General features: G+C 70.3%; 18 protein-coding genes and 1 tRNA gene. 5 read left to right on the top strand and 14 right to left on the bottom strand.

Annotation, left to right across the window (positions count from 1 at the left end):
* Nucleotides 1–10 precede the first annotated feature (10 nt).
* Nucleotides 11–87: transfer RNA gene (locus OCEPR_RS07225), tRNA-Val, on the bottom strand.
* Nucleotides 88–182: 95 nt separating this feature from the next.
* On the opposite strand from OCEPR_RS07225, the gene pyrF reads away from it, so the two are divergent.
* Genes pyrF through OCEPR_RS07205 form a run of 4 tightly spaced genes read left to right on the top strand, consistent with a single transcriptional unit; the run spans nucleotide 183 to nucleotide 3,559 of the window.
* Nucleotides 183–974: an orotidine-5'-phosphate decarboxylase gene (pyrF, locus tag OCEPR_RS07220; RefSeq protein ID WP_013458055.1), complete on the top strand. Its 792-nt coding sequence runs from the start codon at nucleotides 183–185 to the stop codon at nucleotides 972–974.
* A 9-nt stretch (nucleotides 975–983) separates the two neighbouring features.
* Nucleotides 984–1,535 (top strand): orotate phosphoribosyltransferase, encoded by a 552-nt coding sequence (gene pyrE, locus OCEPR_RS07215; protein WP_013458054.1) that lies wholly within the window; start codon nucleotides 984–986, stop codon nucleotides 1,533–1,535.
* Between the two features lies 1 nt (nucleotide 1,536).
* Nucleotides 1,537–2,577 (top strand): hypothetical protein, encoded by a 1,041-nt coding sequence (locus OCEPR_RS07210; protein WP_013458053.1) that lies wholly within the window; start codon nucleotides 1,537–1,539, stop codon nucleotides 2,575–2,577.
* 4 nt (nucleotides 2,578–2,581) lie between these two features.
* Complete coding sequence (locus OCEPR_RS07205) at nucleotides 2,582–3,559, top strand: NAD(P)H-dependent glycerol-3-phosphate dehydrogenase (RefSeq protein WP_013458052.1); 978 nt, start codon at nucleotides 2,582–2,584, stop codon at nucleotides 3,557–3,559.
* 45 nt (nucleotides 3,560–3,604) lie between these two features.
* Here the strand turns inward: OCEPR_RS07205 and OCEPR_RS07200 are convergent, their stop codons facing one another.
* The 6 genes from OCEPR_RS07200 to OCEPR_RS07175 are packed head-to-tail and all read right to left on the bottom strand — an operon-like array spanning nucleotide 3,605 to nucleotide 12,024.
* Nucleotides 3,605–4,915, bottom strand: coding sequence for an MFS transporter (locus OCEPR_RS07200; protein WP_013458051.1), 1,311 nt, complete (start codon nucleotides 4,913–4,915; stop codon nucleotides 3,605–3,607).
* 21 nt (nucleotides 4,916–4,936) lie between these two features.
* The gene (gene narI / locus OCEPR_RS07195) at nucleotides 4,937–5,626 is read right to left on the bottom strand and encodes a respiratory nitrate reductase subunit gamma (protein ID WP_013458050.1); all 690 of its coding nucleotides are present in this window, start codon (nucleotides 5,624–5,626) and stop codon (nucleotides 4,937–4,939) included.
* Nucleotides 5,623–6,123, bottom strand: coding sequence for a nitrate reductase molybdenum cofactor assembly chaperone (locus OCEPR_RS07190; RefSeq protein ID WP_013458049.1), 501 nt, complete (start codon nucleotides 6,121–6,123; stop codon nucleotides 5,623–5,625). The genes narI and OCEPR_RS07190 overlap by 4 nt, the downstream gene beginning before the upstream one ends.
* Nucleotides 6,124–7,635 carry a nitrate reductase subunit beta gene (gene narH, locus OCEPR_RS07185; RefSeq protein WP_013458048.1) on the bottom strand — a complete coding sequence of 504 codons (1,512 nt, stop codon included), beginning with the start codon at nucleotides 7,633–7,635 and terminating at the stop codon, nucleotides 6,124–6,126.
* Between the two features lie 10 nt (nucleotides 7,636–7,645).
* Complete coding sequence (locus OCEPR_RS07180) at nucleotides 7,646–11,239, bottom strand: nitrate reductase subunit alpha (protein ID WP_013458047.1); 3,594 nt, start codon at nucleotides 11,237–11,239, stop codon at nucleotides 7,646–7,648.
* On the bottom strand, nucleotides 11,236–12,024 hold the full coding sequence (locus OCEPR_RS07175; protein WP_013458046.1) for a c-type cytochrome: 789 nt from the start codon (nucleotides 12,022–12,024) through the stop codon (nucleotides 11,236–11,238). Before OCEPR_RS07175 ends, OCEPR_RS07180 begins: the two co-directional genes overlap by 4 nt.
* A 90-nt stretch (nucleotides 12,025–12,114) precedes the next feature.
* Between OCEPR_RS07175 and OCEPR_RS07170 the strand changes: the two genes are divergently transcribed.
* A complete protein-coding gene (locus OCEPR_RS07170; RefSeq protein ID WP_013458045.1) occupies nucleotides 12,115–14,043 on the top strand; it encodes a GAF domain-containing protein in 1,929 nt (642 codons plus the stop codon).
* A 6-nt stretch (nucleotides 14,044–14,049) separates the two neighbouring features.
* On the opposite strand, the gene OCEPR_RS07165 is transcribed toward OCEPR_RS07170, so the two are convergent.
* The 7 genes from OCEPR_RS07165 to sufB form a co-directional block, all read right to left on the bottom strand.
* Nucleotides 14,050–14,316 (bottom strand): hypothetical protein, encoded by a 267-nt coding sequence (locus OCEPR_RS07165; protein ID WP_013458044.1) that lies wholly within the window; start codon nucleotides 14,314–14,316, stop codon nucleotides 14,050–14,052.
* A 2-nt stretch (nucleotides 14,317–14,318) separates the two neighbouring features.
* Nucleotides 14,319–15,089, bottom strand: a complete 771-nt coding sequence (locus tag OCEPR_RS07160; protein ID WP_013458043.1) for an alpha/beta fold hydrolase — start codon at nucleotides 15,087–15,089, stop codon at nucleotides 14,319–14,321.
* On the bottom strand, nucleotides 15,077–15,277 hold the full coding sequence (locus OCEPR_RS07155; RefSeq protein WP_013458042.1) for a hypothetical protein: 201 nt from the start codon (nucleotides 15,275–15,277) through the stop codon (nucleotides 15,077–15,079). The genes OCEPR_RS07160 and OCEPR_RS07155 overlap by 13 nt, the downstream gene beginning before the upstream one ends.
* The gene (gene sufU, locus OCEPR_RS07150) at nucleotides 15,274–15,705 is read right to left on the bottom strand and encodes a Fe-S cluster assembly sulfur transfer protein SufU (protein WP_013458041.1); all 432 of its coding nucleotides are present in this window, start codon (nucleotides 15,703–15,705) and stop codon (nucleotides 15,274–15,276) included. Before sufU ends, OCEPR_RS07155 begins: the two co-directional genes overlap by 4 nt.
* A gap of 49 nt (nucleotides 15,706–15,754) precedes the next feature.
* On the bottom strand, nucleotides 15,755–16,972 hold the full coding sequence (locus OCEPR_RS07145; RefSeq protein WP_013458040.1) for a cysteine desulfurase: 1,218 nt from the start codon (nucleotides 16,970–16,972) through the stop codon (nucleotides 15,755–15,757).
* 64 nt (nucleotides 16,973–17,036) lie between these two features.
* Nucleotides 17,037–18,362 (bottom strand): Fe-S cluster assembly protein SufD, encoded by a 1,326-nt coding sequence (gene sufD / locus OCEPR_RS07140; RefSeq protein WP_013458039.1) that lies wholly within the window; start codon nucleotides 18,360–18,362, stop codon nucleotides 17,037–17,039.
* Nucleotides 18,363–19,772 (bottom strand): Fe-S cluster assembly protein SufB, encoded by a 1,410-nt coding sequence (gene sufB, locus OCEPR_RS07135; protein ID WP_013458038.1) that lies wholly within the window; start codon nucleotides 19,770–19,772, stop codon nucleotides 18,363–18,365.
* Nucleotides 19,773–19,780: the final 8 nt, after the last annotated feature.

Genomic DNA, 19,780 nt, shown 5'->3' with positions numbered 1-19,780 from the left:
GCCGGGTCTTTGGTGGGCGGTAGAGGACTTGAACCTCCGACCTCTCGCGTGTGAAGCGAGCGCTCTAGCCATCTGAGCTAACCGCCCGCGCGAACCTTAAGCTAGCACGCCGGCGCGCGGGGTGTCAAGGCGGATTTCGCGCCGTGAACGGCCTTCACCGGGTCCTGAAGTAGCATGGGGGCATGGGTCTGGATTTCGTTTCGGAGGTGGCGGCGCGGCCGCCCTTGGTGCTGGGGGTTGACCCGCGGCCGGCGTGGCACCCGGGGCCGGAGCCGCTCGAACACCTGGAGCGCTACGCCTTGGAGCTGATGGAAACGCTCGCGGACGGGCTGGCCGCGGTCAAGTTTCAGTACGCCTTCTTCGAGGCGCTGGGCGGAGCCGGCTGGGCCCTGCTGGAGCGCCTCGTCGCCGCGGCGCGGGTGCTGGGGCTGCCGGTGATCCACGACGCCAAGCGCGGCGACATTGGCTCCACCGCCGAGGCCTACGCCCGGGCCACCCTGGCGCGCTGGCCCGGCAGCGCCCTGACGGTGAACCCCTACCTGGGCGGGGACGCGCTCGAGCCCTTCTTCGAGGCCGCGGCCGCCAGCGGCGGCGCGGTCTTCGTGCTGGTCAAGACCTCGAACCCCGGCTCCGCCGATTTCCAGGACCTGGACGCGGGCGGGAGGCCCCTGTACCTGCGCGTGGCCGAGCGGGTGGCTGCGTGGGCCGAAGCCTGGCCTGCGGAGGCGGAGCCCTGGAGCCGGGTGGGGGCCGTCGTGGGCGGCACCCATCCCGAGGCGCTCGAGCTGCTGCGCGCCGCCCTTCCCCGCAGCCTCTTCCTGGTGCCGGGGCTGGGGGCGCAGGGGGCCGAGCCGCGTCCGGGCGCGGGGCTGTTGTGGTCGGCCTCGCGCAGCCTCTTCTACCCGGGCGGCCGCCCCGACCTGGCGGCGGCGCGGCGTCAGGCCGAGGCCTACCGGCGCGCGCTCGCCGGGTAGGATGGGACCGTGGACGTTCTGGAGCTCTACCGCAAGACCGGCGCCCTGCTCGAGGGGCACTTCTTGCTGCGCAGCGGCCGCCACTCGCCCGTCTTCCTGCAGTCGGCGGCGCTCTTGCAGCACCCCCTCTTCGCCGAGGCGGTCGGGGAGGCGATCGCCGAAAAGTTTCCGGACGAGCGCTTCGACTTCGTGATCGGGCCCGCGATCGGCGGGGTCGTGCTCAGCTTCGTGGTGGCGCGTGCGCTGGGCGCGCGCGCGGTCTTCGCGGAGAAGACCCCGGAGGGGGGGATGACGATCCGGCCCGGGCTCGAGGTGAACGCGGGCGACCGCTTCCTCGCCGTCGAGGACGTGGTGACCACCGGCGGTTCCTTGCGCAAGGCGATCGAGGCCGCGAAGGCGCGCGGGGCGGTCTTGCAGGCGGCCGCGGCGATCATCGACCGCAGCGGCGGTACGGCGCGTTTCGGCGCGCCCTTCGTGGCGCTGGCCCGGCTCGAGGCGCCGGTCCACGATCCCGAAGCCTGCCCGCTCTGCCGCCGCGGCGTGCCGCTCGAGGAGGTGTAGCATGCGACGTTGGATCTTGGGAGTGGGGGCGCTGTTGCTCGTCGCGGCCTGGGCGCAGGCGGCCGATCCGGTGGTGTTGGCGCGCGACGCGGTGGACCGCTGGATCCGGGGCGAGCTGACGCCCTCGGTATCGGTGCAGGACCTGCAGGGCAAGACGCCCGAGGAGATCGCCGACCTGCTGCGCCGCACCGTGGCCTTTCCGCCCCCGCCGCCGGAGCTGGAGGTCAACCTCGACGAGGCGCAGACGGACGCCCTGCCCGCCGGGGGCGAGCGCGTGCGCTTCCCGGCCGTGAGCGGCTCCGTCGGCGGCGAAGTGGTCGTGGTCGTCGCCGACGGCCGGGTGGAACGGATCGCCTGGCGTCCCAGCGGCGGCCTGTTGCCGGGATGGGTCAAGAGCCCCGTCACCCGCTGGATCTTCGCGGCGGTGAGCCTGCTCCTCCTCCTAAACGCGGTCCAGGGGGGCGTGACCCGTTGGCTGCGCGGCGCTTGGGCGCAGCTTGGAGGTTACCGGCGGCTCTACTGGGCGGTCAACCTGCTGCTCTACGGCCTCTTCGTCTTCGGCGCCCTGCTCGCCTACGCGATGCCGGACCTGGCGCGGGCGTTGCAGGAGGCCGTCGGGGGCGCCATCGAGACGATCGGGCTCGAGGAGGGGGTGAAGGGCGGGGTCAGCGGGCTGTCCTGGATGATCTTCTACTGGAACTTCACCCACGGCCTGCTGCTGACCAGCTTCTTTCCGGCGTTGCTGCTCGGCCTTCCGGCGCTGCTCGTCAACGCCGCCCGTTACTACGTCTTCGGCTTCGCGCTCAGCCCGGCGGTGATCCCCTGGTCGGTCTACGTTTGGCACGTCCCCACGCTGCTGATCGAGCTCCAGGGTTACATCCTCGTGACCTTTGGGGGGTTGGTGCTCTTCTGGGAGACCTTTCGCGGCGGCGGCTTCCGCGCGGGGCTGCGCTACCTGGGCCTCACCCTGCTGCTGGGCACCTTCTTCCTGCTTGCGGGGGCCTGGTACGAGTCCTTTGAGCTGCTGTACCTGCTGAGGTAGACCGGTGAACGTCGCCGTCCTTGGGGCCGGGGGTTGGGGTACGGCGCTGGCCGTGCTGCTGGCGCGGAGCGGGCACCGGGTCGCGCTCTGGTCGCGGCGGTGCGAGCTCGCCGAGGCGCTCCTGGCCACCCGCGAGAACGCGGCGTACCTGCCGGGGGTCCGTCTTCCCGAAGGCGTGCGGCCCGTCTGCACCGCCGAGCGTGCCGTCGAGGGAGCGGCATTCGTGCTGGTCGCCGTCCCCGCCAAGGGGGTGCGGGCGGTGCTGGCCGGGATGCCCCCCGTAGGGGCCTACGTGTCGGCGGTGAAGGGGGTGCGCTTTGCCGAGGGGCGGCTGCTGCGCATCTCCCAGATCATGCGCAGGGCCGCCCCCGGAGCGCGGGTGGCCGTGCTTTCGGGGCCCAACCTGGCCCTCGAGGTGGCCCGTGGGCTGCCGGCGGCGGCGGTGGTGGCCAGCGAGGACGCCGACCTTGCCGCACAGGTGCAGCGGGCGTTGGGCGGCCCCACCTTCCGCGTCTACACCTCCCCCGACGTCGCCGGGGTGGAACTCGGAGGGGCGCTCAAGAACGTGATGGCGCTGGCGGCGGGCATGGCCGACGGGCTCGAGCTGGGCGACAACGCCAAGGCGGCGCTGCTCACCCGGGGCCTCCGCGAGATGGTGCGCTTCGGCACCGCGCACGGCGGTGCGGTGGAGACCTTCTACGGCCTCTCGGGCCTCGGCGACCTGATGGCCACGGCCATGAGCCCGCTGTCGCGCAACCGCAGCGCGGGCGAGCGCTTCGCGCGCGGGGCGACTCTGGCCGACCTGGAAACGGGCCGGCAGGTCGTCGAGGGGGTGCACACCACCGCGGCGCTGCACGAGTGGGCGGCGCGCAGCGGCGAGGAGCTCCCCATCACCGAGGCCGTGTGGCGGGTCGTCTACCGCGGGGACGACCCGCGGCGGGTGCTCGAGGAGCTGATGCGCCGCGAGCCCAAGCCCGAATGAGGCCGCCTGGCCGCGCATTGCGCGGCCAGGCGGCCAGGAGCCGGCTCAGGCGGCCTTGTAGAACCGGCGGGTCGACTGCAGCAACCAGACGAGCAGCAGGGCGATGACGCCCAGGGCGATGTAGACGGTGAAGCCCTCCGGGTAGCCGCGGGCCGGGCCGAGCTCCTTGACGAAGAAGCCCATGATCGGGGGCACGACGAAGCCTCCGAAGGCGCCCAGCCCCCCGACCCAGCCGGAGGCGCCCCCCACCGCGTCGGGCACGTAGAACGGCACCATCTTGAAAACCGCCGCGTTGCCGATGCCCATGCCCAGGCCGATGATCGTCTCGCCCAGGAAGGCCAGCGGGAAGCTCTGGGCCAGGACCATGACCAACGCCCCCAGGAGCACCGATCCGAAGGCCAGCATGGCCGTCTTCTCGCCGCCGATCCGGTCCGAAAGCGAGCCGCCCCAGACGCGGATGAGCGAGGCCAGGATGGAGAAGTAGGCGGTCAGGTAGGCGGCGGTGCGCACGGGTTCCTGGTGGAACTCGCGCCAGTAGGTGGGGAGCCAGGCGGTCAGGGCCAGGAAGCCGCCGAACGAGGTGAAGTAGAGCGCCACGAGCACCCAGGTGCGCCAGTTGCGGGCGCTGATGGCCAGCGTTTCCAGCACCGAGCCGGCCGGGAAGATCTCCTGACCGAGCTCGCGCGCGATCGCGATCGCTTCCTCACGGGGAACGCCGTGCTTGACGAGCTGGAAGAAGGGCGCCCCGAACCCGATGACGATGAAGACCAGCGTGCCCAGCACCAGCAGCCCCGTCCAGGCGACGTAGGCGCCGAGCAGCCCCCAGCCCGCCAGCGCGGCCGGCAGCAGGAAGGTGAAGATCCCCGGGGCCAGGTTGCCCACGCCCGCGTAGGTGCCGAGCGCCCATCCCTGGCGGTGCTGCGGGAACCAGTAGGCGACCATGCTGATCCCTACGGAGAAGGTGGCGATGCCGCAGCCGGCCAGGAAGCCCAGCAGCAAGAGCAGGGGGTAGAGGCCGTCGTTGAGCCGGTCCGGGTAGTAGGCCACGATCAGGGCGATGAGGCCCAACAGACCGACGATGGCCATGGTGAGCAGGGTGAGCATGGGCTTGCGGCCGCCGTCGGTGTCGACCCAGGCGGAGAAGGGGATGCGCAGCAGCGACCCCGAGAGCATCGGCATGGCGACGAGCAGGCCGACCTGGACGGGGTCGAGCCCCATCGCGTCTTTGAAGTTCTTCGCGGTGACGTTGAACAGCGCCACGGCCGCGAACCCGACGAAGAAACCGATGGTGGCGGCGATGAGGGCCTCGGCGGGGTTGGACTTGATGCGGTGCTTCTTGAACGCTTCTGTGCTCACGGAATGCCTCCTCCTTATCGACTAGGGGTTGGGTTGGGTGAAGCGGCGGCGCACCCAGATCACGATCTGCCAGGGGCGGGCGACGTACCCCAAGGGTACGGTGATGATGTGCACCAGCCGGGAAAAGGGGAAGAGGGCCAGCAGCACCCAGAAGTTGAAGACGTGCCACTGGAAGGCGAAGGGCAGGTCGGCGACGAGCTCGGGGCGGGGGCGCAGCGTCAGGATGCTCGTCAGGTAGGGCGCCATCGTTCCCGCGAACCAGCTGCTGCCAAACCGGTAGGCCACGGCGGTGTAGATCCCGGTGAGTACGGAGACGAGCACCGCGAAGAGGACGAGGTAGTCCATGGCCGTCGCGGTGGCGCGCACCTTCGCGTTGACCAGACGCCGCCACAACAGGACGACGAGGCCCGCCAGGGTCCACAGCGCCAGCGCGAAGCCGCTGACCTCGAGCAGGTAGAGGCGGAAGAGCGACGCGTTCCAGGCGTAGATGGCCTCGGGAAAGATCCAGGCGATCAGGTGCACGGTCAGGATCAGGGTGATGCCCCAGTGGAAGGGCAGCGACCCCCAGAAGAGAAGCCGGCGTTCCAGCAGCTGGCTGGAGAGCGCCGAAACCGAGAACGGGCGGTAGGCGTAGCGGTAGAGGGTGACCACCACCGCCACGACCAGCGCCAGGTACGGGAAGATCTCGAAGAGCAAACGGTTCCAGTTCACGTTTTCCTCCTCTCCGGTGCGGGCACCTGCTGCAGGAGCGCGTCCAGGAGATGCAGGTAGGGGTTGGAGGCGTCCAGTACGTGCAGGTCCTTGCGGATGCGGGCGAGGGCGGGCTCGAGCACTTCCAGGAGTTCGGGCAGCGGCTCGTCCGCACGGGCCAGGTAGCGCAGCACCGGCACCAGGTGGTCGGGCAGCTCGCCCGCGGTGTCCAGGTCCAGTTCGTCCATCGCGTGCTTGAGCCGCGCCAAAAACTCACCGCGCCGGTAGCTCTCGCCCCAGACGACGTAGCCGACGTAGGGGACCAACCTGGGGTTCATGTCCAGCGTCGCGGTGTACAGCTCCTCCCAGCGGGCCAGCTCGAGCCGCTTCACCTCGGCGACGAAGCGGGCGAAGGCCTTTTGGGCGGGGCCGGCGGGGGCGCGCTCGAGCTCCGCCTCGAGCGCCTCCAGCAGCCCCTCCCGCGGGTAGGTGAAGGCGAGCGCCAGGGCTTCGAACATCTACTCCCCCCTCACCGGAGGCTGGATGTAGCCGAAGCCCTCCTGCCCCTTGCGTTCGAGCGGGTCGTTCCAGGCCTCGATCGAGGCTTCCCGGTGGTAGGGCGGGATGACGAAGCGCTCGTCCAGGGTCGGCTGGGTGGTCAGCCGGTAGATGGCCTCGGCCGTCTCCGGGGTCAGCCCCACCTCGTCCAGCGCCGCGCGGGCCGCGTCGTTGAGCCCGCCTTCCACGGATTCGGCGCGCTTGAAGATGCGCACGGCCAGCAGCCGCTTCAGCACCCCTTCGATGATTTCCTCGTTCCCCGCGGAGAAGAGGTTGGCCAGGTAGCGCACCGGCAGGCGCGCCTTGGAGAGGTCGGCGAAGAGCTCGAACTCGGGGCCGGTGGTGTCCAGCGCCAGGTTAAGGGCCCGGTCCTCCACGACGCTCATCACCGGCGAGAGCGGCGGGATGTAGAACATCATGGCCATCGTCCGGAACTCGGGGTGCAGCGGCAGCGCCAGCCGCCATTCCTTGACGAACTTGTAGACGGGGGAGGCCTGGGCCGACCGGATCCAGTCGTCGCCGATGCCGTTCTTCTTGGCCGCGGCGATCACCTCGGGGTCGAAGGGGTCGAGGATGGCCTCGAGCTGGGCCTCGACGAGATCGCGGTCGTCCACCATCGCGGCCTCGGGGATGCGGTCGGCGTCGTAGAGCAGCACCCCCATGTAGCGGATGCGGCCGACGCAGGAGTGGGCGCAGGCCGGCGCCTGGCCGGTCTCCAGCCGGGGGAAGCAGAGGATGCACTTCTCGCTCTTGCCCGTCGACCAGTTGTAGTAGACCTTCTTGTAGGGGCAGGCGGCGACGCACATCCGCCAGGCCTTGCACTTGTTCTCGTTGACCAGCACCACCCCGTCCTCGCCGCGCTTGTAGATCGCCCCCGAGGGGCAGGCGGCGACGCAGGCGGGGTTCAGGCAGTGGTTGCAGATGCGCGGCAGGTAGTTGAAGACCACGCCCTCGATCTCCTCGAGCTGGGCGCGCACCTGCTCGGAAAGCCCCTCCAGGCTGGGGTCGTTGCGGGCGTAGACGTCCGAACCGGAGAGGTCGTCGTCCCAGTTGGGGCCGGTTTCGATCTCCATCGGCTCGCCGGTGATCATCGAGACGGGGCGGGCCGTCGGCTGGTCGTCGCCCTCGGGGGCGGTGAAGAGGTCGCCGTAGCGGAAGGTGAAGGGCTCGTAGTAGTCCTTCAGGTCCGGCAGGGCCGGGTTGAAGAAGAGCCGGGTCAGGCCCTGGGTCTTGTTGTGCAGCCGCAGCGAGAGCCCGCCGCGCCCGTCGTAGCTCCAGCCCCCCTGGTAGAACCGCTGGTCCTCCCAGCCCGTGGGGTAGCCGGTGCCCGGGCGGGTCTCGACGTTGTTCCACCACATGTACTCGGTGCCCTCGCGGTCGGTCCAGAGGTTCTTGCAGGCCACCGAGCAGGTGTGGCAGCCGATGCACTTGTCCAGGTGGAAGAGCATGCTCATGTGGGTGCGTACGTTCATCCTGCGCCTCCTAGTACTCCGGGCGGTCCACGCGACGGACGAAGACCCAGGTGTCGCGGTTCACGCCGGTCGGTCCCCAGTAGTTGAAGAAGTAGGTGAACTGGGCGTAGCCCCCGTTCATCAGGACCGGTTTCAGCCGGGCCCGGGTGATCGAGTTGTTCATCCCCGCGCGCTTCTTCCGCAGGGGGGACTTGGGGATGCCCACGGTGCGCTCGGTGGCGTGGTAGACGAAGACCGTACCCCGGGGGATGCGCGCCGAGGTGATGGCCCGCTGCACGAAGACGCCGTTGTCGTTGTAGAGCTCGACCCAGTCGTTGTCGCGGATCCCCAGCTCGGCCGCGTCCTTGTCGTTCAGCCAGATGGGGTAGCCGCCGCGGGAGAGCGTCATCATCCGGTGGTTTTCCGAGTAGGTCGAGTGGATCGACCATTTGCCGTGGGGGGTGATGTAGTTCATCAGCCGCCCCTTGGCCTCCTTCTCGGTCACCTCGGTCTCCAGCAGCATGGCCACGTCGGGGCGGGGTTTGTAGGTGGGCAGGTGCTCGCCCCAGGCGAGGTAGCCCTCGTGGTCGAGGTAGAAGTGCATGCGCCCGGTGAGGGTGCGCCAGGGGACGAGGCGCTCGACGTTGAGGGTGAAGGGGCTGTAGGCGCGTCCGTCGTTGAGGATCGCCGACCAGGTCGGGGTGGTGAGCTGGCGCCGCGGCTGGGCCACGATGGCGTCGAAGGTGATGCGCACGCTGCGGTTCTTCTCGCCCAGGTCGGCCAGCTGGAGGCCCGTCTTCTTCTCCTCCTCCAGGAACGCCCGGTAGGCGACCTCGCCGTTCGTCACCGGGTCGAGCCGCAGGATCGCCTCGGCCACCTGCCGGCCGTCCTCGAGCGCGGGGAAGACCCCGCCCAGGACCTCGCTCTTCCTCGGTTGGTGCTCCTTGAGGGCCCGGTACTCCTCGGCCACCGGGATCCTGAGGCCGTGGGCGGCGACGCCGTTCTTCTCGAGCGCCGGCCCCAGCGAGGCCATGCGCTCGTAGATCTCGGTGTAGCGCCGTTCGACCACGCGGAACTTGGGCATCGTCTTCCCGGGGACGGCCTCGACCTCGCCCTTCCACCAGTCGCGCACCTCGGTCTGGGCCAGCTCGTCCGGGGTGTCGTGCTGCAGGGGCAGCATGACCACGTCCTTGACCGGATCGGGCAGGTGGGTCCGGGCCAGCTCGGCCACCTTCTTGGCGAAGAGGCTGTAGATCTCCCAGTCCGGCTTCGACTCCCAGACCGGCGGCACCGCCGGCTGCATCGGGTTCACGAAGGTGTGCATGTCCGTGGTGTTGAGGTCGTGTTTTTCGTACCAGCTCGCCGCCGGGAGGACCAGGTCGGAGTAGAGGGCGCTCGTGTCCATGCGGAAGTTGAGGTCGACGACGAGGTCGAACTTGCCTTCGGGCGCGGGTTCACGGAACGCCGCCTCATGCACCTCGTCCTTGGCCCACTCCTGCGCGACCGCGTTCGAGTGCGTGCCCAGGTAGTGGCGCAGCATGAACTCGTGCCCCTTCATGCTGGTGCCGATGGCGTTGCCGCGCCAGATGAACCAGACGCGCGGCCAGTTCTCGGGGGCGTCGGGATCCTCGACTGCGAACTTGAGCTCGCCCTTCTTGAGCTTCTCCACCACGTACCCGATGATCTCGGCCTCGCTCCGGGCTCCGGCCGCCTCGGCCTCGCGGGCCAGCTCGAGCGAGTTGCGGTTGAACTGGGGGAAGAAGGGCAGCCAGCCGCGCTTGACCGCGCGGACCTGATGGTCGATCGTGTGGTGCTCGTTGGCGCCGGGCGTCTTGTCGTAGTCCTTCGAGCCGCGCTCGTAGCGCCACTGGTCGGTGTGGACGTAGTGGAAGCTCGGGGTGTTCTGGTGCCGCGGGGGCATCCCCCAGTCGAGCGCGAAGGCGATCGAGCCCCAGGAGGCCTGGTTGGCCACCTTCTCCTGCCCCACGTAGTGGGCGAGCCCGCCGCCGTTCTTGCCCACGGCGCCGGTCAGCATCAGGCCCACGATGCCGGCCCGGTACATCAGGTTGTTGTGGTACCAGTGGTTGACCCCGGCCCCGATGATGATCAGGTTCTTCCCTCCGGTCTTGAGGCCGTTCTCGGCCCAGGCGCGGGCGAAACGCAGCACGGTGTCGCGGTGGATTCCGGTGTAGGCCTCCTGCCAGGCGGGGGTGTAGGGCTGGGGGTCGTCGTAGCCTTCCGGGTAGTCGCCGGGAAGCCCCCGGCCGACGCCGAACTGGGCCATGAGCAGATCGAAGACGGTGGCCACCGTCACCCGCCCGCGGCGGGTTTGGACGTGGCGTACGGGCACTCCACGCTTGAGCGTGCGCTCGCCGGCGAAGTCGTCGAAGGCGAGCTGCTGCACCTCGTCGTGGCGTTCCAGGAAGGAGAGCTCGGGCTCGATCGGCGCGCCGGTCTTGCCGTCCTTCATCTCCAGGTTCCACTTGCCCTTGTCCTTCTCGGCCCAGCGGTAGCCGATGCTGCCCTGGGGCATGCTCGGCCCGCGTTCACGGTCCCAGACGAGCAGCTTCCACTCGTTGTGCTCGACGTCGGCGTAACCCTCGAGCTCGGCCGCGCGCAGGTAGCGGAAGGGCCGGCCGTCCCGCACCTCGATGAGAAAGGGGGCGTCGCTGTAGGTCTGGAGGTAATGGTTGAACTCGGGGGTCTCGCGGTCGGCGTAGTACTCCTTGAGGAGGACGTGGTCCACCGCCATCCAAAAGGCGCCGTCCTGGCCGGGGTTGGTGGGGACCCACCAGTCGGCGTACTTGGCGACCTGGGAGAAGTCGGGGCTGAAGACGGTGAGTTTCGCGCCCGCGTGCCGCACCTCGGAGATGAAGTGGGTGTCGGGGGTGCGGGTCATGTTGAGGTTCGAGCCCATCACCGCGATGAAGCGGCTGTTGTACCAGTCGGCGGACTCGTTGACGTCGGTCTGCTCGCCGAAGATCTCCGGCGACGCGGGCGGCAGGTCGCAGTACCAGTCGTAGAAGCTGAGGATCGTGCCGCCCAGGTGCGAGAGGAAGCGGCTGCCGGCGGCGTAGCTGACCTGGCTCATCGCCGGAATCGGGGAAAAGCCCACCACCCGGTCGGGGCCGTACTTCTTGATCGTGTGCACCGTGCTGGCGGCGACGATCTCCAGGGCCTCGTCCCAGGTGATCCGGCGGAAGCCCCCCTTGCCGCGGGCACGCTGGTAACGGCGGCGCTTCTCGGGGTCGGACTGGATCGACGCCCAGGCCTCCACCGGATCCGGGTGCTGCTTCTTCGCCTCGCGCCAGAGGTCGACGAGCGCACCCCGGGCGAAGGGGTACTTCACCCGGATGGGGCTGTAGAGGTACCAGGAGTAGCTGATCCCCCGCTGGCAGCCGCGCGGCTCGTAGGGGGGCAGCCCCTCCTCGAGCAGGGGGTAGTCGGTGGCCTGCAGCTCCCAGGTGACGATCCCGTCCTTGACGTAGACCTCCCAGCTGCAGCTGCCGGTGCAGTTCACCCCGTGGGTGGTGCGCACCCGCTTGTCGTGCTGGTGGCGGTTGCGGTAGAACTCCTCCCACTTGCGTTCCGCGGGGGACTCGAGCTCTTTGATCCAGTCCTTCATGCTTTCCTCCTCAAGAGACGATCACGGTAGCTCTCCCGCTGTCGGGGCCAGAAGGGGAGCAGGACGAGGAACAGCAGCAGCGTGCCCAGCGCGCCCAGGCCCGCGAAGCGCCAACCCCGCGAGGGCGCCGGGGCGGCCGCACCCGTCTCGGCGGCGAGGAAGGCGGCGACGTCGCGCGCCTCCTCCGGGGTGAGGGGGCGGTCCGCGTAGAGCGAGCGCATCACCTTGAACCCCGGGCGCTCGAGCAGCTGGGCGAGGCCCGATCCGAACCGCGCGCCCGCGCCGGTGAGGTCGGGGCCCAGGGTGCCCCCGCCCAGGGCGCCGGTGCCGGGCGCGTCGTGGCAGGCGACGCAGGGCGTGCCGCCGCGCGCGAAGCGGCGGTTGCCCAGGAAGTAGGCGCGGCCCGCCTCGGGGTCGCCGGCGGCTGCGGCGGCCGGCCGGGCCTCGGGCGTCGGGGCGGCACCCGTTCCCGCCAGACGGCCGGCCACGTACCCGGCCAGCGCCTCCACGTCGGCGTCCGAGAGCTGCGTGAAGGGAGGCATGCTGCCGTCGAAGGTCTGACCGCCCACGGTGAGCGGCCCGCTCAGCCCGTTGCGGACGACGCGCGCCACGTAGGCGGCGTCCGCGGCCCGCGGGTTGCCGGCGAGCGGTGGGAAGACTCCAGCCACGCCCTCGCCTCCGGGGCCGTGGCAGGATGCGCAGTTTTGCGCGTACAGTTCGGCTCCACCCGCCCAGGCTGCGCCGGCGAGCCACAGCAACGACGCCAAGACCAGCGTTTTTCGCATCGTGCACCTCCTTGGCCCACGCTAAGGAGGCGGCCTTCCTCCGGGTTTCCGCACGCGGGACGAATGTCCCGGTAGCGGTATAGTTGAAGCGTGCCGCTCAAGCGCATCCGCCTCGACCGAAACGGGCGAATCGTCCAGGCCAGCGAGCGCGCCCTCGCGCTGCTGGGGCTGGAACCCGAGGCGGCGGTGGGCCGCTACTGCTGGGACGTGGTCCGGGGCACGGACGACTTCGGCCGTCCCGTCTGCACCCGCTGTCCGGTGCTCGCGCGCCTGCGCGGCGGCGCCTACGAGGCCGAGGTGCGGCTGCGGGTGCGCGGTCAGCGGCTGCGCTGCCAGGCCATCGTCCAGGACTCCGGCGTCCAGGTCGTGCTCGACGAGCGCCGGCGGCCGAAGCTGGGCGAGGTGCTCTTCTCGCTTTCCTGGGCCACCCAGCGCATGGTCGACGAGCCGATGCGTTTCTTCCAGACCGCGGAGCTGTTCCTGGGGAAGCTGCGTCGGGCCGCGGGCATGGACGCCGCGGAGCTCTTCCTCGCGGACCCCGAGCACAAGTACCTCATCCTTACGGCCCTGGAGGCGGAGAACCGCTCCGCCTTCCTCGAGCGTCCCTGGTTCGCGCTGGGCGAGGGCTACCCCGGCATCGTGGCCGTGGACCGCTCCCCGCTGGTCACGCACCGCCTGGACGAGGACGAGCGCTACCTGCGCCTCAAAGTGAAGGAGGCGGGCTACCGCACCTACCTGGTCTTTCCGCTGGAGCTGCCGCAGGGGGTCATCGGCGTGCTGAACCTGGCCAGCAAGGATCCGAACGCCGACGAGAGCGCCGCGCTCGAGCTGCTCGAGGCGGTGGCCCCGGTCGTGGCCGCGGGGGTTTACAGCGTGCTCACCAGCATGGGCGAGCGCCAGCTCTTGGCGCTGTTGCGCCAGAGCAAGCTGAGCGACCAGGACAACGACGCGGTCATCGAGTCGCTACTGCGCTCGGCGATGGCGTTCTCCGGGGCCAAGGCGGCGCAGTACAAGGACCGTTCGGGCCGCCGTGTTGCCGTTCCCGCGCAGCTGACGGTGAACTGCGACCGCGAGGACTGCCCGGTCTGGATCGGCGAGCCCTACGCGGTGCGGGCGGGGGGCCGCCCCTGCCCCTGGGTGGAGGAGGGGCGGCCCCGCTACTGCCTTCCCGTGGTCGTCCAGGGCGAGGTGGTGGCGGTGGAGTCCATCTTCTTCTCGCGCGTGCCCCGGCCTCAGACGCGGGCGATGGCCCCCCTGCTCTGGCTGCAGCGCATGGCCTGGCAGCTGCTCGGCCCGCGCGCGACGGCGGCGGAGGACGCCGCCGCCGTCCCCCGCCTCGAGGTCCGGGCGCTGGGGGCGCTGTCGGTGCGCCTCCAGGGTGAGGCGCTGCCGCCGCAGCGGTTCCAAACGCTGCCCTGGCGTTTGTTCAAGCTGTTCCTGGCCCACCCCGAACGGGTGCAGACGCCCGAGGAGATCGCCGAAGCGCTCTGGCCCGACCTCGACCCCGCTTACGCCGCCCGCCGGGTGGCGCGCGTGGTGCACGAGCTGCGGAAGCAGATCGAGCCGGACGCGGGCGCGCCGCGGATGCTGCGCTCGGTGGAGGGGGGCTACCTCTTCCGGTTCACCGAGGGCTACGCCTACGACGTGGAGCGTTTCGAGGCGCTGATCCGGGAGGCCGACGCCCAGAACGACGAAGGCCAGGCGCTGGCCGGTTACCTGGCCGCGCTCGATCTGTTCCGCGGCGAGTTCCTGGCCGACGAGCCCTATGCGGACTGGGTGGAAGCGGAGCGCGCCTACCTGCGGGCGCTGGCCGTTCGCGCGGGGGAGCGGGCGGGCGAGCTGCTGGAGGCGATGGGGCAGGAGAAGGCCTCGCTCTCGCTGTACCGCCGGTTGATTGCGATCGACCCCAGCGACCCCTACCTCTACGACCGCCTGGCGGCGGTGCTGCGTTCGATGGGGCTCGAGGCGCGCGCCCGCGAGATCGAGCTGCGCAAGCAGGCCCTGCTCGCGGGGGAGTGAGCCCGCTCAGCGCTCGTCGAACTCGTTCGGGGGGTAGTCGCTTTGGATGTGGTCCACCTTGAGGGTGGCGCCCACCCACTCGCGGATCAGCTCGTCGTAGAGCTCGGGGGTGATCTCGGGCTTGAGCGCCTCGATGGTCGCGCGCGCCTGCTCGAGGATCTCTTCGGCCTCGTCGAAGTCGCGGTCCTTGACCGCCTTTTCCTCGGCGTGGACCAGCATGGTGCGGAAGAGCACCAGGTTGTCGAGGACGTTTAGCGATTCGTGCTCGCTCACGGCTAGCCTCCGTAGACCTTCTCGAGGAAGCCCAGGAGCGCGGTGTTGAACGCCTCCGGAGCTTCCAGGTTGGCCATGTGGCCGGCGCCGGGCAGGATCAGCAGCTCGGCGTCCGGGACGGCGTCGGCGATGGCGCGGGCGTCGTCCGGCGGGGTGAGGGCGTCGTCCTCGCCCACGAGGACCAGGGTCGGCACCTCGATCTCGCCCAGCAGCGGCCGCGAGTCGGGGCGCGCCGCCAGCGCCTCGAGCGCCCGGGCCACCCCCTCGGGGTCGGCTTCGCGCACCCAGCGCTCCACCCACTCGAGGACCGCCCGCTTTTCTTCGGTGTCCGCGGCGAGCGTTCCCGGTCCCAGCACCGAGGGGACGAAGCTCTCGATCAAGACTCCGGTGCCCTCTGAGCGCACCCGGGCGGCCAGCTCCGCGCGCTTCGCCTTGCCGGCCTCGTCGTCGGGCTGGGCACGGGTGTCGGCGAGCACCAGCCCTGCGACGCGCTCGGGGAAGAGGTCCCAAACCCGGAAGGCCAGGTAGCCCCCCATGGAGAGGCCCACGAAGACGGCCTCCTCGAAGCCCAGGTCGTCGAGCGTTTCGTCGAGTTCTTCGGCCCAGGCCTCCAGGCTCGCCGCTCCCGGCTCGCGCCCGCCGAAGCCGGGCAGGGCCGGCGCGTAGACCGTGTAGCGGCCCTCCAGCTCGGCCACCTGCGGGGCCCACATCTCGGGGTTGAACGGGAAGGCGTGCAACAACACCACGGGTTTAGCCGCGATCAACCATTCCATGGTTCTCCCTTCAGGCCACGCGCTTCCAGCAGGGCCACGAGTGCGGCGTCGCGAACGCCCACCCAGTTCTCCCCGTCCTTCTGAAAGGCCACGATCTTGTCCTCGCCCGCGGCCTCCTTCCACAGCTGCATCAGGTGGGCGTCGCCCGCGAGCAGCGGGGTGACCTGCTTGGCGCGGTAGGCCTTCATGACGGGCGCACTTCCTCGATCGCCTGCTCCAGGGCGTTCCAGGCCAGCGTGGCGCACTTGACGCGCGCGTGCAGCTTGGCTACCCCCTGCAGGGCGCTGAGGTCCCCCAGTTCGGGTGCGGGGGGTTCGCCCTCGACCACCATGGCCTTGAACTTCTTTTCCAGCTCCAGCGCCTCGTCGAGCGTCTTGCCGCGGATCAGGTCGGTCATCATGCTGGCCGAGCTCTGGCTGATGGCGCAGCCGTGGCCGGTGAAGCGGGCCTCGGCGATGCGGCCGTCCTCGACCTTCAGGTAGAGCTCGATCCGGTCGCCGCAGCTGGGGTTGTGGCCGCCGACCTTCACGGTCGCGCCCTCCAGCGGGCCGAAGTTGTGCGGCCGCTGGGCGTGCTGCATGATCGTCTCACGGTAGAGTTCTTCGAGCAGGCTCATGCCAAGTCCATTCTAGCCGGGTGCGGGCGTCGGGGGTCCGCGCTCCTGGCTACAACCAGTCCGCGAAAAACTTCCGGGCCTCCAGCAGCGCCTCCACCAGCCGGTCCACGTCGGTGGGGGTGTTGTAGACGTAGAAGCTCGCGCGGGCGGTGGCCGCGACCCCCAGCCGCCGGTGCAGCGGTTGGGCGCAGTGGTGCCCGGTGCGCACGGCCACGCCGCGCTCGTCCAGGGCGGTGGCGAGGTCGTGGGGGTGGAGGCGGCCCAGGTTGAAGGCGATCACCCCGCCCCGGTCCGCGCCGCGGGGCCCGTAGAGGTGCAGGTCGGGCACCTCGGCCAGCCGCTCGAGGGCGTATTCGAGCAGCGCCCGGTCGTGGGCCCAGACGTTCTCCATGCCCAGCCGCATCAGGTAGTCGGCCGCCGCCCCCAGGCCGATGGCCTCGGCGATCGCCGGGGTTCCGGCCTCGAAGCGTTGCGGCGGCGGGGCGTAGGTGGAGCGCTCGATCGTGACCTCCTCGATCATGCTGCCGCCGCCCAGGAAGGGGGGCAGGTCGGCCAGCGCCTCGCGCCGCCCCCAGAGCACGCCCGCGCCCGTGGGGCCGAGCATCTTGTGGCCCGAAAGGGCGTAGAAGTCGGCGTTCAGTTCCCGCACCCGCACGGGCAGGTGGGGAGCGGCCTGGGCCCCGTCGACCACCACCAGCGCCCCGCGCTCGCGCGCCGCGGCGGCCAGCTCCGCCACCGGGTTGACCGTGCCCAGTACGTTCGACATCTGGGTGACGGCGAGGACGCGGGTGCGCTCCGAAAGCAGGGCCTCGAAGGCGTCCAGGTCGAGCCGGCCTTCCGCGGTGAGGGGCACGGCCTTGATGCGGGCGCCGGTGCGGGCCGCCACCAGCTGCCAGGGCACCAGGTTGGCGTGGTGCTCCATCTCGGTGACCAGGACCTCGTCGCCGTCGCGCAGGTGCTCGAGCCCCCAGGCGTAGGCCACCAGGTTGAGCGCCTCGGTGGCGTTGCGCACGAAGACGACCTCGTCCGCTTCCGCGCCGAGGAAACGCGCCATCTGCCGGCGCGCGGTCTCGTAGGCCTCGGTGGCGCGCATCGAGAGCCCGTAGGCGCCGCGGTGGACGTTGGCGTGGTCGTGTTCGTAGTAACGCGTCATCGCCTCCGTCACCGCCCGCGGCTTCTGGCTGCTGGCGGCGGAGTCGAGGAAGACGAGGCCTTCGTGGTGTTCGAAGATGGGAAAGTCGCGCTTGACCGCTTCGGGGTCGAACATGGGGTTCACCTCTGGCGTTAGTCTACGCCCGCGCCGTACGGCGCGGGCGCGGTGCGCGCCGGGTTCAGCCGGCCAGCCGCTCTTCGATGATCCGGGCGATGTGGAGGCGCAGCTTCTCGAGCGGCACCCGCCCCAGCACCTCTTCCAGGAAGGCGGCGACGAGCAGCTGCTGCGCCTGGGCGCGGGGGATGCCGCGCGTGGCCAGGTAGAAGAGCTGCTCCTCGTCGACCGGCGCGGTGGAGGAGCCGTGGCTGCAGCGCACGTCGTTGGCGGCGATCTCCAGCTGGGGCACGCTCTCGGCCCGGGCCTCGCGGCTGAGCAGCAGGTTGCGGTTGGTCTGGTAGGCGTCGGTCTTCTGCGCCGTGGGCTCGAGCTGGATCAGCCCCTGGTAGACGACCCGCCCGTTCGCCGCGGCCGCGCCCTTGTAGTAGACGTCGGAACGCGCCTGAGCGCTCACGTGGTGCTGGGTGGTGTAGTGGTCGAGGTGCTGGTCCCGTCCGGCGAAGTAGACCCCCAGCATCTCCGAGTCGGCTCCGGGCCCCACGAGCTCGCTGGCCACCTCGGTGCGGGCGAGGGTGCCGCCAAGGTTGACGGCCAGGTCGAGCAGCACCGCGTCGCGCTCGAGCAGCGCCCGCTGGCGGTGGAAGTGGCGCACCCCCGCGCCCCAGGTCTGCACGCCGGCGTGGCGCAGGCGGGCGCCGGGCCGGAGGAGCAGTTCGCCCGTGGCCACGTGGGTGCGCGCGTGCGCTTCCGAGAGGTACTCCTCGATGAAGGTCGCCTCGGCGTTGTCGTCCAGGACAATCAGCGTGCGGCTTAGGCTCAGCTTTCCGGGACGGGCGGCGTAGTGGAAGACGCCGATCGGCGCTTCGAGCGTCACCCCGGCGGGCACGTAGACGAAGGCCCCGTAGCCCCACAGCGCCGCGTTCAGGGCGGCGAGTTTGTCTTCGGGGCCCTGCAGGCCGGTCTCGGTGACCGCCTGGTAGAGCGCGCCTTCCACGTGCTCGCCGTGGTCTTCGAGCGCGCCGGCGAGGTCGCTGAGGACGACGCCCTTGGCGCCCAGCTCGGCGGGCAGGTGGGCGTAGACGAGGCGGCCGTCCTCGAAGACCAGCGCGGCCTCGGCGTCGCTTTCCGCCAGCCGCTCGCGCACCGCGCGCGGCAGTTCGTCCCGCTGGCGCAGCTCGGCGGGCCGGGCCTCCTCGAGTTCGAGCGCGAACCAGGCGGGGTCGAGGTCGGTATAGCGCCAGGCCTCGTTCTTGCGGGTGGGCCAGTCCAGCCGCTCGAAGATCCGCCAGGCGCGCTCGCGCGCGGCCGCCAGCCAGGCGGGCTCGCCCCGCTGCTTCGAGCGCCGGCGCAGGCTCTCCAGCGAAAGGGAGGTCACGGTCTCGTTCATCTAGCCCACCGACCCTTCCATCTCGAGCTCGATCAGGCGGTTGAGCTCGACGGCGAACTCGAGCGGCAGCTCCTTGGCGACCGGTTCGATGAAGCCGCGCACGATCAGCGCCGCCGCCTCGTCTTCGGGGATGCCGCGGGTGGTCAGGTAGAAGATCTGGTCGTCGGCCAGCCGGCTCACCGTGGCCTCGTGGCCCACGCTGGCGGTCTCGCTGGCGATCTCCATGTAGGGGTAGGTGTCGGTCTTCGAGGCCTCGTTGATCAGCAGCGCGTCGCACTCGACGTTCACCTTGGCGCGCTCGGCCTTCTGGGGCACCTTGATGAGGCCGCGGTAGCTGCTGCGCCCCTCGCCCTTGGAGATCGACTTCGAGACGATCGAGCCCGAGGTGTCGGGCGCGGCGAAGATCAGCTTGCCGCCGGTGTCGAGGTGCTGGCCGTCGCCGGCGAAGGCGATCGAGAGGATCTCGCTGCGCGCGCCCCGGCCCTTCAGGACCGAGGAGGGGTACTTCATCGTCACCTTGGAGCCCAGGTTGCCGTCGAGCCACATGTGGTAGGCGTTCTCGTGCACCAGGGCGCGCTGGGTGACCAGGTTGTACATGTTCACCGGCCAGTTCTGGATCGTGGTGTAGCGGCTCTCGGCCCCTTCCATCACCACGATCTCGATCACGCCGGTGTGCAGCGCCTCGGTGGTGTAGATGGGCGCGGTGCAGCCCTCGATGTAGTGGGCCTTGGCGCCCTTGTCGATGATGATCAGGGTGCGCTCGAACTGGCCGAAGCCCTCGGTGTTGACGCGGAAGTAGGCCTGCAGCGGCACCTCCACGTCGACCCCCGGGGGCACGTAGACGAAGGATCCGCCCGAGAAGAGCGCCGAGTTGAGGGCGGCGAACTTGTTGTCGGTGGGGGGCACGACCTTCGCGAAGTAGCGGCGGAACAGCTCTTCGTGCTCCTTGATGCCGTCCTCGATCGATTTAAAGATCACGCCCTTCTTCTCGAGCTCCTCCTTGATGGAGTGGTAGACCATCTCGGAGTCGTACTGGGCGCCGACGCCGGCGAGCACCTTCTGCTCGGCCTCGGGGATGCCCAGCTTCTCGTAGGTGCGGCGGATCTCGTCGGGGACCTCGTCCCAGCTGCGGGCCTCGTCGCGCACGGGGGGCTTGACGTAGTAGTAGAAGTCGCCCATCTGCCGGCGCAGCTCGCTCAGGTCCGGGCCCCAGGTGGGCCAGGGCTTCTGGAAGTAGATCTCCAGCGCCTTCAGGCGGAACTCGAGCAGCCACCCGGGTTCGCCCTTGGCCTCGGAGATCGCCCGCACCACGTCTTCGGACAGCCCCTTGAGCTTCAGCTCGGGCTCGACGTCGTCGGCGAACCCCCATTTGTAGTCTTCGGCGATGTGCTTGAGTTCGGCTTCGCTCATGCGGCCTC

It is taken from the genome of Oceanithermus profundus DSM 14977 (assembly GCF_000183745.1).
Lineage (GTDB): Bacteria > Deinococcota > Deinococci > Deinococcales > Marinithermaceae > Oceanithermus > Oceanithermus profundus.
The sequence above is the reverse complement of the archived record's forward strand: the minus strand, read 5'-3'. Positions and strand labels throughout refer to the sequence as shown.